The sequence below is a fragment of the Wenxinia saemankumensis genome (assembly GCF_900141735.1).
GTDB lineage: Bacteria > Pseudomonadota > Alphaproteobacteria > Rhodobacterales > Rhodobacteraceae > Wenxinia > Wenxinia saemankumensis.
Window position 1 is genome coordinate 263547 of the sequence record NZ_FQYO01000004.1, and the last position, 13743, is coordinate 277289.

11 protein-coding genes are annotated in these 13743 nt (G+C 73.3%); 2 read left to right on the forward strand and 9 right to left on the reverse strand.

Going from position 1 to position 13743, the window contains the following annotated elements; all coding sequences use genetic code 11:
• Nucleotides 1-373 precede the first annotated feature (373 nt).
• The 3 genes from BUE30_RS12355 to BUE30_RS12365 form a co-directional block, all read right to left on the reverse strand.
• On the reverse strand, nucleotides 374-3829 hold the full coding sequence (locus BUE30_RS12355) for a DNA translocase FtsK (RefSeq protein ID WP_073331063.1): 3456 nt from the start codon (nucleotides 3827-3829) through the stop codon (nucleotides 374-376).
• Between the two features lie 13 nt (nucleotides 3830-3842).
• Entirely contained in the window at nucleotides 3843-5018 is a 1176-nt protein-coding gene (locus tag BUE30_RS12360; RefSeq protein ID WP_073331066.1) for an aminotransferase class I/II-fold pyridoxal phosphate-dependent enzyme, read from the reverse strand.
• A 155-nt stretch (nucleotides 5019-5173) separates the two neighbouring features.
• A complete protein-coding gene (locus BUE30_RS12365; protein WP_073331069.1) occupies nucleotides 5174-6514 on the reverse strand; it encodes an amidase in 1341 nt (446 codons plus the stop codon).
• A 91-nt stretch (nucleotides 6515-6605) separates the two neighbouring features.
• Between BUE30_RS12365 and BUE30_RS12370 the strand changes: the two genes are divergently transcribed.
• Nucleotides 6606-7826, forward strand: a complete 1221-nt coding sequence (locus tag BUE30_RS12370) for a UbiH/UbiF/VisC/COQ6 family ubiquinone biosynthesis hydroxylase (RefSeq protein ID WP_073331071.1) — start codon at nucleotides 6606-6608, stop codon at nucleotides 7824-7826.
• Nucleotides 7827-7892: 66 nt separating this feature from the next.
• Here BUE30_RS12370 and BUE30_RS12375 read toward each other — a convergent pair whose 3' ends face one another.
• From BUE30_RS12375 to trxA, 3 genes are all read right to left on the reverse strand, one after another.
• Entirely contained in the window at nucleotides 7893-8111 is a 219-nt protein-coding gene (locus tag BUE30_RS12375; protein WP_073331074.1) for a Trm112 family protein, read from the reverse strand.
• The gene (locus tag BUE30_RS12380) at nucleotides 8108-8749 is read right to left on the reverse strand and encodes an LON peptidase substrate-binding domain-containing protein (RefSeq protein WP_073331077.1); all 642 of its coding nucleotides are present in this window, start codon (nucleotides 8747-8749) and stop codon (nucleotides 8108-8110) included. The genes BUE30_RS12375 and BUE30_RS12380 overlap by 4 nt, the downstream gene beginning before the upstream one ends.
• A gap of 64 nt (nucleotides 8750-8813) precedes the next feature.
• Nucleotides 8814-9740 (reverse strand): thioredoxin, encoded by a 927-nt coding sequence (gene trxA, locus BUE30_RS12385; protein ID WP_073331080.1) that lies wholly within the window; start codon nucleotides 9738-9740, stop codon nucleotides 8814-8816.
• Between the two features lie 172 nt (nucleotides 9741-9912).
• Here trxA and BUE30_RS12390 point away from each other — a divergent pair, with 172 nt between their 5' ends.
• Nucleotides 9913-10569 carry an SGNH/GDSL hydrolase family protein gene (locus BUE30_RS12390; RefSeq protein WP_073331083.1) on the forward strand — a complete coding sequence of 219 codons (657 nt, stop codon included), beginning with the start codon at nucleotides 9913-9915 and terminating at the stop codon, nucleotides 10567-10569.
• Here BUE30_RS12390 and BUE30_RS12395 read toward each other — a convergent pair.
• The 3 genes from BUE30_RS12395 to BUE30_RS12405 are packed head-to-tail and all read right to left on the reverse strand — an operon-like array spanning nucleotide 10563 to nucleotide 13518.
• A complete protein-coding gene (locus BUE30_RS12395; protein WP_073331087.1) occupies nucleotides 10563-11621 on the reverse strand; it encodes a hypothetical protein in 1059 nt (352 codons plus the stop codon). The genes BUE30_RS12390 and BUE30_RS12395 overlap by 7 nt on opposite strands.
• Nucleotides 11618-12049 carry a hypothetical protein gene (locus BUE30_RS12400; RefSeq protein ID WP_073331090.1) on the reverse strand — a complete coding sequence of 144 codons (432 nt, stop codon included), beginning with the start codon at nucleotides 12047-12049 and terminating at the stop codon, nucleotides 11618-11620. Before BUE30_RS12400 ends, BUE30_RS12395 begins: the two co-directional genes overlap by 4 nt.
• Nucleotides 12046-13518, reverse strand: coding sequence for an FAD-binding oxidoreductase (locus tag BUE30_RS12405; RefSeq protein ID WP_073331093.1), 1473 nt, complete (start codon nucleotides 13516-13518; stop codon nucleotides 12046-12048). Before BUE30_RS12405 ends, BUE30_RS12400 begins: the two co-directional genes overlap by 4 nt.
• Nucleotides 13519-13743: the final 225 nt, after the last annotated feature.

Below are 13743 nucleotides of genomic sequence, written 5' to 3' on the forward strand. Positions count from 1 at the left end.
GACTCGAGGACGGAGCGAGCAAACCCTGCACCCCGGCCCAGCCGGCCCCGCCCCCATGGGCAACCAGAGAGCGCGACCGCTCCGCCAGTCGAAGTCCCGGTCCGGTCCCGCAGGCCCGCCGGACATAGCGCCGCCCTTCGGGCCGCCGTCCCCTTTCTCGGCATATCGTGGGATCCGTCCGCCTCGCCCGTCCCGAGGGACGAGCCCCGCCGGCCGGTCCCGACGGGGGCGCAACGGCAGGCAGGGGAGCGATTCCCGAGCCGCATCGGCGCCGGAGGCGCGGCCGCGGAGCTTTCCCGGCACATGGCCGGCCGCCCCCCCGGCGGCAGGTCTGGTGCGCGACCGGCCGCGGGCGACCGCCCGCGCCTCCCCGTTACTGGACCTCCGGGACCAGCACCTCGCGCTTGCCGACATGGTTCGAGGCCGAGACCACGCCCTCGTCCTCCATCTGCTCCACCAGGCGCGCGGCCTTGTTGTAGCCGATGCCCAGCTTGCGCTGGATGTAGGAGGTGGAGCACTTGCGGTCCTTGGCCACGATATGCACCGCCTGATCGTAGAGCGCCTCGTCGCCCTCCTTGCCCTCTCCACCGAGGCCGAGCACGGCGTCGATGTCGCTCTCCTTGTCCTCGGCCGGGCCCTCGACCACGCCCGAGACGTATTCCGGCGGGCCGAATCCCTTGAGGTAGGAGACGATCTCCTCGACCTCCTCGTCCGAGCAGAACGGCCCGTGGACGCGGTTCACCCGCCCGCCGCCCGCCATGTAGAGCATGTCGCCCATGCCCAGCAGCTGCTCGGCCCCCTGCTCGCCCAGGATGGTCCGCGAATCGATCTTGGACGTCACCTGGAAGGAGATGCGGGTGGGGAAGTTCGCCTTGATCGTGCCGGTGATGACGTCGACCGAGGGGCGCTGCGTCGCCATGATGAGGTGGATGCCCGAGGCCCGCGCCATCTGCGCGAGGCGCTGGATGCAGGCCTCGATCTCCTTGCCGGCGACCATCATCAGGTCGGCCATCTCGTCGACGATGACGACGATGTAGGGCATCGCCTCGGGCTGGATCTCTTCCGTCTCGAAGATCGGATCGCCCGTCTCCTCGTCGAATCCGGTCTGCACCGTCCGCTCGAAGCATTCGCCCCGCGCCTGCGCCTCCTTCACCCGGCCGTTGTAGCCGTCGATGTTGCGCACGCCCATCTTGGACATCTTGCGGTAGCGCTCCTCCATCTCGCCGACGACCCATTTCAGGGCCACGACCGCCTTCTTGGGGTCGGTGACGACGGGGGAGAGCAGGTGCGGGATGCCGTCGTAGACGGAGAGTTCCAGCATCTTGGGGTCGATCATGATGAGCCGGCATTCCTCCGGCGTCAGCCGGTAGAGAAGGCTGAGGATCATCGTGTTGATCGCCACCGACTTGCCCGAGCCGGTGGTCCCCGCGATCAGCAGGTGCGGCATCTTGGCGAGGTTCGCGACGATGGGCTCGCCCGCGATGTCCTTGCCGAGCGCGAGCGGCAGCTTCTGCTGGCTGTCGCCGAAGTCGCGGGCGCTCAGGATCTCGCGCAGGACGACCTTCTCGCGGTTCGCGTTCGGCAGCTCGATCCCGATGACGCTGCGCCCGGGCACGGTCGAGACGCGGGCCGACAGCGCGGACATGCTGCGCGCGATGTCGTCGGCGAGGCCGATCACCCGGCTCGCCTTCAGGCCCGGCGCGGGCTCGAGCTCGTACATCGTGACGACCGGGCCGGGGCGGACGCTGACGATCTCGCCCTTCACGCCGTAATCGTCGAGCACGCTCTCCAGCATGCGGGCGTTCTCTTCCAGCGCCTCGTTCGACAGGTGGTGCCGGGTGATGTCGGCCGGATCGGCCAGCAGGTTCAGCGGCGGCGGCTCGTAGCCCGGGTAGCGGTCGTCGAAGGGCAGCGCGGGCTCCGCCTCGGCCCGGGCGCGGGTCGAGGGCTGCGGCTTGCGGGTCGAGGGCGTGTGCACGACGGCCTTGCGCGCCTCGGCCGGGGCCGCGCGGGCGGGGGCTTCGGGGTCGAAGAGGGGCTCGGCCGTCAGGCCGGGGCTCTCCTCCTCGGCGCGGGCGCCGCGGGTCAGGGCCGGCTGCGGCGCCGGATCGCGGGCGGGCGCGCGCAGCGGTGCGGGCGCCGCGACCTCGGCCGCGTCCAGCGTGGTCTCGACCGGCCATTCGGCCGCGGCCTCCTGCCAGTCGCTGCCGAAGGCGTCGAAGCTGTCCGGCGCGGCCGGGATCGCCCGCGGCAATGTCGGCTCGGGGCGGCGGCTGCCGGCGAGGACCGGCGGCTCGGCCCGCAGCGCGGCGCCGGCCGGGGTCGCCAGGGCGGCCGCGGCCCCCGCGATGGCCGGACCGGCCCCGGTGCCCATCGCGGCGACCGGCGGCTCGGCCCGCGGCTTGCGCGTTGTGTCGAGGATCAGCGGGCGGGGGCCCTTGGGACGCACCTTGGGCGGCGGGGCGACGGGCGCCTCGACCGCGGCGCGGCGGGCGCGGATCGCGTCGGCGATCCGGCTCTTGATCCGGTCGTCCGGGGCGCCGTCGCTATCCTCGTCGATCTCCGGCATCTCGGGCTCCGCCGCGCTCTCGCTGCGGGCGAAGAGCCCGCCGAGGAACCGGCGCGGCGCCGGCTCGGCCCGGGGCGGGCGCGCCTCTGCCCGTTTCGGCGCGGCGAGGGGCGCCGCGAGGGATGCGGGGCCCGCCTGCGCCGGGTCGGACCCGGCGCCGAAGCCGGGCATCGGCGGCATCTTGCGCTCGCCCGTGACGGGGGGCTGCACGCGGCCCTCGGCCGCACGCTCCGCCCGGGCGGGGCGGGGCGACGCGTCCCGCGCCGGCGCGGCGAGGAAACCGGGGGCGGGGCGGGGCCACTCGGCCTCGGCGCGCCCGTCCCCGGCATCGATCACGTCGTCCGACCAGTCCGGCTGCGGATCCGGCTCGGGCATCCGGCTGGTGGCCGGGCGGATGATCGCGGCGGCGCGGCCCGACAGGCGGGACGCGGGGGGCGGTGCGGGCTCGTCCGCCTCGGCGTGACGGGACCGGGCGCCGGGACCGGGAACCAGCCGCTCGGCCGCCGCTTCCGCCTCGATCCGGGCCCGCTGGGCGGCGGCCTCCTCGCGCTTCGCGGCCATCCGCTCGCTGACCCGGCCCTGGACCCCGCGCGCCACGTGCAGGCCGACATCCCCCGTCCGCCCGGCGGCCCGCAGCGCGAGGTCGTAGGCCACGATCACGCCGTAGATCGCCCAGCGCAGGGCGAGGTTCAGTTCGCGCGTGGTGAAGCCGAGCGCGAAGGCCAGCGCCAGCGCCGTTCCCGCCAGCGCGACGAGGCCGAGCAGCAGCGAGCCGACCCAGCCGCCGAGCGGCAGCACCGTCAGCACGATGGACAGGACCGTGTCGCCGAACAGGCCGCCGAGGCCGAAGCTCTGCGACCAGGATGCGCCCGGCGTCAGCGTCGCGGCGTAGATCGCCGTCGCGGCCACCGCGATCGGCGCGACCAGCACGCGCGACAGCGCGCGGTCCTCGCCCCGATGCGCGGCGAAGCGCAGGCCCCAGACGACCAGGATCAGCGGGATCGCCCAGGTCGCCTTGCCGACGATCATCACCAGCGGATGCGACAGCGACGCGCCGAACCGGCCGAGCCAGTTCTGCACCGGCGCGTCCGAGGCGAGCAGCCAGTTCGGATCGTCGGGCGTGTAGGACCACATCATCGCCGCCACGGCGAGACCCGCGGCGATCAGCGCGAGGCCGATCAGCTCCTTGCCGCGTTTCTCGATCGCCGCCTGCATGGAGCTGTCGAGAAGCGGGTCCCGTCCGCGAGTCTGATACGCCATCGTCCGTCGTCCTCTAGCCATAGAGACAGTCACGCAGGAGCGTCAGGCCACGGCCGAACTCCTCCGCATGGGCCACCATGGCGACCCTGATATATCCTTTGCCGGGGTTTCCCCCCTCGACATCGCGCGACAGGTAGCTGCCCGGCAGCACCTTCACCCCGGTCTCGCGCCAGAGCCGCACCGTCGCCGTCTCGTCGTCCTGCACCGGCAGCCACAGGAAGAACCCCGCCTCCGGCGCGCGGTAGCCCGGCACCCCGCCGAGGATCCGGTCCGCGAGATCGTATTTCCCGGCGTAGAGCGCGCGGTTCGCCGTCACGTGGTCCTCGTCCGCCCAGGCGCGGGCGGCCACCGCCTGCAGCGGCAGCGGCAGCGGCGCGCCGGAATAGTTCCGCAGCTGCCGCATCCGCGCGATCGCGCCGGGCCCGCCCGCCGCGAAGCCCGAGCGCAGGCCCGGCAGGTTCGACCGCTTGGACAGCGAGTGGAAGCTGACGACCCGGTCCGGTTCCGTCCCGGTCCGCGCGGCCGCCTCGAGCACGCCGGGCGGCGGGGCGTCGCGCCAGATCTCGGAATAGCATTCGTCGGCGACGACGGTGAAATCGTGCCTCTCGGCCAGCGCCAGCAGGTCGGACCAGTAACCGGCATCCGCCACCGCGCCCTGCGGGTTCGCGGGCGAGCAGACATAGGCGAGAGCCGTACGCTCCAGCACCTCGGCCGGCAGGGCCGCGTAGTCGGGCAGGAAGTTCGTCCCCTCCCCCGCCGGGACGTAGACCGGCTCGGCCCCCACGGCGAGCGCGGCGACCGCATAGACCTGGTAGAACGGGTTCGGGGTCAGCACGACCGGGCGCCTGCCGCCCTTCGTCTCGGGGCAGAGCGCCATCGCGACGTTGTAGAGCCCCTCGCGCGTGCCGTTCAACGCCATCAGCCGGTCCGGACCGATCGAGGCCCCGTAGCGGCGCCCGAGCCAGCCCGAGATGGCATCCAGCAGCTCGGCCGATCCCTCGTTCGGCGGGTAGCGCCCGAAGCCGTCGAGATGCGAGGCCAGCACGTCGCCTACCCAGTCCGGAAAGGCATGCCGCGGCTCGCCGATCGACATCGCGATCTCCTCGCCGCCCGGGTCATGGGGCGCGAGCAGTTTCCGCAGCCGCGGAAACGCGTAATCGGGAAGGTCCGCGAACCTTTCGGGGAACATCGGGGATGTCCTGCTACTGCCTCGTTCCCGGGATCCTTGGCGCCCCGGATTAACGAGCCGAGGGTAGCGCCCCGGCCATGCCGATGTCCAGAAAGCTCCGCCGGGTCAACGGGAAGGCGGCCGCCCCCCTGTGGCAATAGGGTGGCAATCGCGCATCACCCCCGGACGGGCCCGCCCACCGCCGCCTCGGCCGCCGCGCCGAGCCTGAGAAGCCGGTCGTCCGCCCCGGGCGCCACGTTGAGGCAGATCCCGCAGCCGGGATGCCCCGTGGGAAGCTGCAGCGAGGCGAGCCCGAAGAGGTTGGCAAGCCTTGTATTGCGCAGCGTCCTGAGATTCGCCGACTTGTAATAGGCGCTGTCCGCGGTGATCTCGGCGATCCGCGGCGCGACCAGGGGCGCGGTCGGCAGGATCACCGCATCGGCGCCTGCCGTGGCCGCGGCATAGGCACGGCGATGGGCGCGCAGCGCCGCCCATCCCTGCAGGAACTGCGCCGCGCTCACCTCGGCCCCGGCCGAGACGCGCTCGTAAATCTCCTTGAACATCCGCTCCGGCGCGGGGGCGATCAGCGGCTCCCACGCGGCCCAGGCCTCGCCCGCATAGAGGATCCCGGCGAGGTCGTAGGCCGGGGCGATCATGGGCAGGGCGCGGGTCTCGACCCGGGCGCCCGCCGCCTCCAGCCGCCGCACCGCGTCGTCGAAGGCGCGGGCCGGGGCGTCCTCGACATCCTCCATCACCAGCGCGTCCGGGATCACCAGACGCGCGCCCTCCAGCGTCGCGCCGGTCAGGTCAGGGGCCGTCGACCCCTCCAGCAGGGCGGTAACCAGCGCCGCGTCCTCGACGCTGCGCGCGAGCGGCCCCACCGTGTCGAAGGACGCGGCGAGCGAGACGATACCGGTCAACGGCAGCCGGCCATGCGTCGGCTTGAACCCCACGAGGTCCGACCAGGCGGCGGGCAGCCGGATCGAGCCGCCGGTATCGGATCCGATGGAAGCGGCGGCGAGGCCGTGCACGACCGACAGCGCCGCGCCGGAGGAGGAGCCCCCCGGGACGCGTTCGGGATCGTGCCGGTTGCGCGGCGTCGCCGTGACCGGATTGTAGCCGAGCCCCGAGAAGGCGATCTCGCTCAGATGGGTCTTGCCCAGGCAGACCGACCCGCCGAGCGTGGCGTTGCGCAGCACCTCGGCGTCCCGCTCGGGCACCCGGCCGGCCATCAGGGCGGTGCCCGCCTCGGTCGCAACGCCCGCCGTGTCGTAGATGTCCTTCCAGCTCAGCGGCACCCCGTCGAGCGGTCCGCGCCGCGTGCCCGCCCGCGCCCGCGCGGCGGCGGCCCGTGCCTCGGCCCGGGCCCGGTCCGGCGTCAGGCGGGCGTAGATGCCGGGATCGCCCTGCGCTTCCGCGGCCTCGAGATAGGCCTCGGCCAGCGCGACCGGATCGACCGCGCCCGCGTCGATGGCCCGCCCCAGATCGGCGGCGCTGCGATGAAGGAGGTCGGTCATGGCGGGGTCCGTTCGCGTCTGCTTCCGGCCCAAGGGGTAGCGACCCGGCGTCCCATGGACAATGCCGCCAAGCGGGCCATAGTCCGCCCCCATGGACAGCGACACGATCAGCGACATCCTCGTCGTCGGCGGCGGCCTGAACGGCGGCGCGCTGGCCCTCGCCCTCGCGGGGGAGGGGTTCACCGTCACCGTGCTCGATGCCGCCCCGCGCGAGGTCCGGGCCGATGCCGGCTTCGACGGGCGGGGCTACGCCCTGTCGGTCGCGTCCCGCCGCCTGCTGGATCATCTCGGCCTGTGGGACGGTCTGGAGGACGGCGCCGGCCCGATCACCGAGATCCGCGTCAGCGACGGCCGCGCCGGCGAGGGCCCCTCGCCCTTCGCGCTGCAGTTCGAGGCGGCCGAGATCGAGGAGGGGCCGATGGGCCACGTGGTGGAGGACCGCCACCTGCGCCCCGCCCTGCTGGACGCGATGGACGCCCACCCCCGCGTCACCCATCGCGGCGGCGTCCGCGTCACCGGACAGGAGATCGGGCCCGCCGGCGTGACGGTCGCGCTGGAGGGGGGCGAAAGGCTGGCCGGCCGCCTGCTGGTCGGCGCGGACGGGCGGGCGACCGGCGTGGGGCGCCGCGCCGGGATCGGGCGGATGGAATGGGGCTACGGCCAGCGGGCCGTGGTCTGCGCCGTCTCGCACGCGCGGCCGCATGGCGGGGTGGCGCACCAGTTCTTCATGCCGGGCGGCCCGCTCGCCATCCTGCCGCTCGCCGGGGACCGCTCGTCCATCGTCTGGTCGGAGGAGGCGCGCCGCGCCGAGGCGCTGATGGGGATGGACGACGAGGCGTTCCTCGCCGCGCTCCGGCCCGCCTTCGGCTCCCACCTGGGGGAGATCGCGCTGGAAGGGCGGCGGTTCTCCTACCCGCTCGGCCTGTCGCTGGCGCACCGCTTCGTCGCGGCGCGGGTGGCGCTGGTGGGGGATGCGGCGCATGGCGTGCACCCGATCGCCGGGCAGGGCCTGAACGCGGGGCTCAAGGACGTGGCCGCTCTGGCCGAGGTGCTGGGCGAGGCACGGCAATCGGGCGAGGATATCGGCGCGGCCGCCGTGCTGGCCCGCTACGAGCGCTGGCGGCGCTTCGACACCGCGACGCTGGCGCTGGCGACCGACGGGTTCAACCGGCTGTTCTCGAACGACAACCCGCTGCTGCGGGGGATCCGCGACCTCGGCCTCGGCGCGGTGAACGCGCTGCCGGGCCTGCGGCGGGGCTTCATCCGCGAAGCGGCGGGCCTGACGGGCGAGCTGCCCCGCCTGATGCGCTGAGCCACCCGCGGCAGGTCCTCGTCGGTGTCGGCGTCGGCTGCTGCCGGGGCCGGGGGCCGGACGATCCTAGTCCAGCGGCCGCGCCTCGTCGGCGAGCATGATCGGGATGCCGTCGCGGATCGGAAAGGCGAGATGGGCCGCGCGCGAGACCAGCTCCTGCCGGTCGGCATCGTAGGACAGCACGCCCCGGGTCACCGGGCAGACCATCGCCTCGAGCATCCGCCGGTCGATCCCGGGTCCGCGCCCGCCCTCGGCCCCGGCCCCCTCCCCCGCTTCTTCGGTCATTGCAGCCGTCCCTCGTTGCCGCCGCCATGCAGCGCGTACTCGATCAGCGTGACCAGCGTCTCGCGCCGCTCGGTCAGGGTGGGCGCCTCGAGCAGCGCCTGCTTGTCCTCGGGCTCGAACGGGCAGAGCATGGCGAGCGAGTTGATCAGAAGTTCGTCCTCCGCCGATTTCAGCGCGTCCCAGTCGGTGGACAGGTCCTGTTCCTCGAAGAACCGGCAGAGCTGGGACATGAACGGCCTGCGGTCGAAATCGCCATCCGTCTCGACGGCGCCGAGATCGCGGCCGAACCCGTCCCAGCTGACATCGCAGCGGCGATAGGGGGTGAAGCCCTCGATCTCCTTGCGGATGCGGAATCGCGACACGCCGGACAGCGTGATCATGTACCGCCCGTCCTCGGTCTCGGAAAAGGCGGTCAGCCGCCCGGCGCAACCGATGGATTGCAGGTGCCGCGTCCCGTCCGGCCCGTCATAGGGCTGGACCATGCCGATCAGCCGGGCGGAGGTCTTCATCACGTCGTCGAGCATGGCGAGGTAGCGCGGCTCGAAGATGTGCAGCGGCAACCGCGAACGGGGCAGCAGAAGCGCCCCCGGAAGCGGGAAGATCGGGATCGTCGGGGGCAGGTCGGACGCCTGAAGCATGACCCGGCAGTTAGCCCTCGGCCCCCCGGGGGCAACGGCCCGGGACGTGCCCGGGCCGAAAGAATCAGGCGAAGATCAGCGAGCTCAGCTTCCGCCGCCCGGTCAGCGCGATCGGGTCCTTCGGCGGCAGCGCGTCGAAAATGGTGAAGAGCTGCGTCTTGGCCGCCGCGTCGTTCCATTCCCGATCCTTGCGGAACAGGGTCAGCAGCTCGTCCACCGCCTCCTGCGTACGGCCGGAGGCATGCAGCGCGACGGCCAGGTCGTAGCGCGACTGGTGGTCGTCCGGGTCGGCTTCGACCTTGCCGCGCAGCTCGTCGATCGGCCCGGCATTGGCCGCCTGCCGCGCGAGGCCGAGCGCGGCATGCGCGGCGTCGAGCTCGGGCGCGCGGGCGATGGCGGCCGGCGCGCCGTTCAGGATCGCCTCGGCCTGGTCCACCTCGCCCAGCGCGATCTGCGCCCGGACGAGGCCGGCATAGGCGGCCGCCTGCTCGGGATCCTCCTCGAGGATCGCGGCGAAGGTCTCGGCCGCGCTGGCCGCGTCGCCCTGCTCGAGCATCTCCTCGGCCGCCGCGACCGCCTCGGCGAGGCCCCCATCGGCACTGCCGCCCGCCTGCTCGGCCAGCTTCTTCACGAAGCTCTCGACCTCGGACGGGGGCAGCGCCCCCTGGAAGGCGTCGACCGGCTGGCCCTGCCAGAAGGCGTAGACGGTCGGGATCGACTGGACGCGCAGCTGCGCCGCGATCTGCTGGTTCTGGTCGACGTCGATCTTGACCAGCTTCACCGCGCCCTTCGCCTTGGTCACGGCGGATTCGAGCGCGGGGCCCAGCGTCTTGCACGGGCCGCACCAGGTCGCCCAGAAATCGACGATGACCGGCACGGTCTTCGACGCCTCGACCACGTCCTGCATGAACGTCTGGTCGCTGCCGTCCTTGATCAGGTCGGCGGTGTCGGCGGCCGGTCGGGGGGCGGTGTCGTTCGGGCCCAGCAGCATGGTCGGATCCTCTCGGGTGGCGTGGCGCGGAATGGGCGCCGGGTGTCTTCGGTCGGCCCCTATATGTGCGCCCGCCCGGCCCGGGACAACAGCCGTTGCGCCGGGGGGCCGGACCGCTAGTCTGCGCCGCGCGGGACGCGCCCTCCGGCGCCCGCCCGGGGAGGAGACCACGATGCCCACCTTGCTGACCTTCGGCGACAGCAACACCCATGGCAGCCCGGCGCTGCGGCCGGACGGCACGTCGGATCCTCGCTTCGGCCCCGGCACCCGCTGGCCGACGATCGCCCATGCCGCGCTCGGAGGGGGATGGACCCTGGTCGAGGAGGGGCTGCCGGGCCGCACCACCTGCCATCCCGACCCGGTGATGGGGGCCGAGATGGACGGGCGCACGGGGCTGAAGATCGCGCTGCGCAGCCACGGGCCCATCGACGTGCTGACGATCATGCTCGGTACCAACGACGTGAAGGCGCGTTTCGCCCCGACGCCGCTGGCCGTCACGGCGGGGATCGCCGGGCTGCTCGACATCGCGCTGTCGGACGAATGGCAGGACCGCCACGGGGGCTTCCGGATCCTGGTGATCTGCCCGCCCCCCGTGATCCTGGCCGGCCGGCTTGCGGGGGAGTTCTACGGCGGGCCCGAGGTCTCGCGCGCCCTGCCGCCGCTCTATGCCGCGCTGGCGGCGCATCGCGGCTGCGGCTTCCTCGATGCGGGGCGGCTCATCGCGGTCGATCCGATGGACGGCGTCCATTACGACGCCGCCGCCCACCGCACCCTCGGCGAGGCCGTGGCCGACGCGGTGCGCGCCCTCATGGGCCCCGCCCTTCAGTAATCGTAGACATGCTCCAGCCGCAGGCCGCCTGCGGGCATCGCGCGGAGCGTGTCCAGAAGCGCCGGCACCGGCACGAGGAACAGGTGCCGCCACTCACTGGCCCCCTGAAGCGGGACGGAGCGCAGCGCCCCCGCCACTGCCGGCCGGTCCGACAGGGCGGAGAGCAGGATCACGTCGTTGCCCGCGATCTCGACCAGATCGGCCTCCGTCCGCGCCAGCCGCAGCAGCAGCTCGGTGAAGGCGCGGTAGCGCGGCGTCTCGACCAGCAGGCCCGACGGCGGGACCGGGCCGATCACCTCCACCCCCTCGATCCCGGCCAGCGCGTCGGCCCCGATCCCCCGCAGGACCGACCGCATCCGCAGCGCGTCGGGGCCGATCCCCGCCACGCCCTGCGCGATGAGCCGGGCATAGGCGGCCTTGGCCGCGTATTCCGTCCCGATGGCGACGCGCCGCTCGCGGTCGCGCAGCCCGCTGCCCCCGGCGGCCAGCAGTTCGGCCCGGTCGGCGGCGAAGTCGTAGCGGTACCAGGGCACCTGCCGCAGGAAGTCGGCATAGAGCGCGGCCTGCGCACCGGTCAGCTCGTCCATCGCCGCCCGCCCCGGCCCCCGCAGCCAGGCGGCCGCGCGGCCCAGGCTCTCCTCGTAGGCCGCCTTGAGCAGCATCTCGGCGGTGAAGCTCACGCCGATCGTGTAGATCGTCAGCTTGCTGTCCAGCGGGACCGGCCCCAGCTCCATCGCGGCGCGCTTCAGCGGGCAGAGCGGGTTCCAGAAGGACCGGATCGCCTGCAGGAAGCCGAATTCGTGCGGATCGCCGGTACCGATGACCCGCGCGTAATCCTGGTAGGCATGGACGATGGACCATTCGGGATAGGTCATCAGCGTCCGGCTTTCGGGCCGCTGCCAGGCGGGATCGGCGATCAGCGGCGCCGCGCCCCCTTCGACCGGCGTTCCCCGGCAGGCCAGCTCGACCCAGGCGACCGGCACCAGCAGCAACGCCGCCACCGCCACGAGCGCGGCGAGCAGCCGCCGCAGCCACCGGCCGAGCCGCCTCATGTCCGGGGCGCCGCGCCCAGCAGCACGGCCACGAGGCCGAGCCCGACATGCGGCAGGTTCATGTAGACCTTCTCGACGAAGCCGTAATCCTGGACGCCCCAGCGCAGGATTCCGGCATCTAGGTAGCCCGACCCCGTCGCCAGCCCGAGAAGCCCGTCCGCCAGATAGAGCGCCCCGAAGGCGAGGAGGAAGAACCGCGCCGCGCGGGGCGAGCGCCAGGCCGCGAGCCCCGCCCAGAGGGCCGAGCCGACATGCAGCGCGTCGTCGAAGAGATCGAGCGCGAAGATCCCGAAGCAGAGCCCGTTCTCGTCGACGATCCCGGGGATCGGCAGGTAGTTGAGGCTCGCCACCCCGGCGAGGATGACGAAATAGCCCCAGGCCCCCCATTGGTGGAAGGACGGGCCGGCACGGAAGGGGGTCGCGGTCACAGGTCCACCAGGTAATTGTCCCAGAATGTCGAGGTCAGCCGCCCCTCGGGGTCGAGCTGCCGCTTGCGGGCGGCGAAGTCGGGCGCGCGCGGATAGGCGCGGAGGAACTGCTCCTGCGTGGCATGGGGCCGGTAGGGCAGGTAGTAGCTGCCCCCCAGGTCCAGCACCCGGTCGATCAGCGCCCGCGTCATCCGCGCCATGTCCGCCTCGCCCCGCGCCGTCATCTCCTGGCTGAACAGCATGACCGCGGCGATGCGCGGCCCGGCCGCGTAGGCCAGCCAGCTCTCCCCGTCGGTGTCGACCCAGCGCAGCGTGACGTTCAGCAGCTCCTGGTAGGAGGCGGGGATCGTCTCGCGGCAGGCCTGCAGGAAGTCTGGAAAGGCGTCCGGCGGCACGAAGTATTCGTGCAGGATGTCGGTGCGGTCGGGATCCCGGTCGTCCAGCGTGACGACCGGCTCGTTGATCAGGCTGTTGCGGGTCACGGGCCCGCCGCCGATCCGGGGAGCGAGCCGGGTCTCGACGTCCCAGCGCACGCCCTTCCACGCCTCGTTGCCGAGCTGCGCCCGGAAGATCCCGCGCGCGGCGCGGGACAGCATCCCCGACCCGCTCGCCGCGGGCAGGTCCGACTGGTCGGCATCCGGGCGGTAGGCGATGAAGACGCCGTCCTCGAAGAACCTCTCGCGCGCCACGTCCAGCCGGCCATAGGCCATCTCGACCTGCGGATCGGCGATCGCCGCGCGGAACGCCTGCGCCATCCCGGCCCCGGGCAGGTCCGTGAAGGCGGGGACGAGGCGCCGGTTCTCCGCCACCTCGACCTCGAGATCGGTAATCAGGCCGGTCAGCCCGTAGCCGCCCATGCTCATCGCGAAGAGGCCGGGATTCTCCTCGCGGCTCGCCCTCACCCACTCGCCCGAGGGCAGGACCATCCGCACCGAGCGGACCGTCGCCCCCATCGGCCCGTGCGGCACCGGCCAGCCATGGGCGTTCACGCAGAAGGTCGCGGCGACGCCGAAATCGTTGTTCGACTGCATGACCTTCGGCGACAGGCCCAGCGGGTCGAGCGCGGCGATCACCTCGCCCCAGCGCGCCCCGGCGTGGACCCGCATCGTCCGACGGTCCGGCGCCACCTCGACGGCGGCATTGGCCAGGGTCAGCGCCTGTCCCCGCGGCGGGATCGCGTGCCCCCCCATCGAGTGCCGCGCGGCGCCGACGTTCACCGGCGGCCCCCCGGCTAGCCGCGCGCGGAACGCATCGGCCAGCGCCTCGCCCCCCTCGCCCAGCATCTCGTGCGAGGCGACGGGCGTCGGCTCCAGCAGGCTCGCATCGTTCAGCCAGCCTTCGGGCGCGTTGCCGCCCAGCCGCTCGGTCCCCGCGAGATCGGGCAATGCCGCGCCGGAGGCCCGCGCCAGCCCCCAGCCCGCCGCGCCGCCCGCCACGAAGAGCGCCGTCCGCCGTGTGAGTGTCCGCATGCCCGCACCCGTCCCTCGCATGCCCCGATCCGCCGGACCGATCCTACAGGCGCGCCCCGCACCGGCATAGGTCCCCGTCCCGGTCGCCCCTCCGCCGCTGTGGCAGGAGAGCCGCCATGCCGTCCCGGCTCCCCGGATCAGGCGATCCGGGGCCGGCCTGTCCGCGCCCCGGCTCTTATCTTGCCGGAAATACTCTCTGGGGGTCCGGGGGGCGAAGCGCCCCCG

Bases quoted from the DNA above. Each gene is read 5' to 3' on its own strand.
- trxA (WP_073331080.1), bottom strand. From the start codon at position 9,740: ATGCTGCTGGGCCCGAACGACACCGCCCCCCGACCGGCCGCCGACACC.
- BUE30_RS12380 (WP_073331077.1), bottom strand. From the start codon at position 8,749: ATGCTTCAGGCGTCCGACCTGCCCCCGACGATCCCGATCTTCCCGCTT.
- BUE30_RS12360 (WP_073331066.1), bottom strand. From the start codon at position 5,018: ATGTTCCCCGAAAGGTTCGCGGACCTTCCCGATTACGCGTTTCCGCGG.
- BUE30_RS12365 (WP_073331069.1), bottom strand. From the start codon at position 6,514: ATGACCGACCTCCTTCATCGCAGCGCCGCCGATCTGGGGCGGGCCATC.
- BUE30_RS12370 (WP_073331071.1), top strand. From the start codon at position 6,606: ATGGACAGCGACACGATCAGCGACATCCTCGTCGTCGGCGGCGGCCTG.
- BUE30_RS12390 (WP_073331083.1), top strand. From the start codon at position 9,913: ATGCCCACCTTGCTGACCTTCGGCGACAGCAACACCCATGGCAGCCCG.
- BUE30_RS12405 (WP_073331093.1), bottom strand. From the start codon at position 13,518: ATGCGGACACTCACACGGCGGACGGCGCTCTTCGTGGCGGGCGGCGCG.
- BUE30_RS12395 (WP_073331087.1), bottom strand. From the start codon at position 11,621: ATGAGGCGGCTCGGCCGGTGGCTGCGGCGGCTGCTCGCCGCGCTCGTG.
- BUE30_RS12375 (WP_073331074.1), bottom strand. From the start codon at position 8,111: ATGACCGAAGAAGCGGGGGAGGGGGCCGGGGCCGAGGGCGGGCGCGGA.
- BUE30_RS12355 (WP_073331063.1), bottom strand. From the start codon at position 3,829: ATGGCGTATCAGACTCGCGGACGGGACCCGCTTCTCGACAGCTCCATG.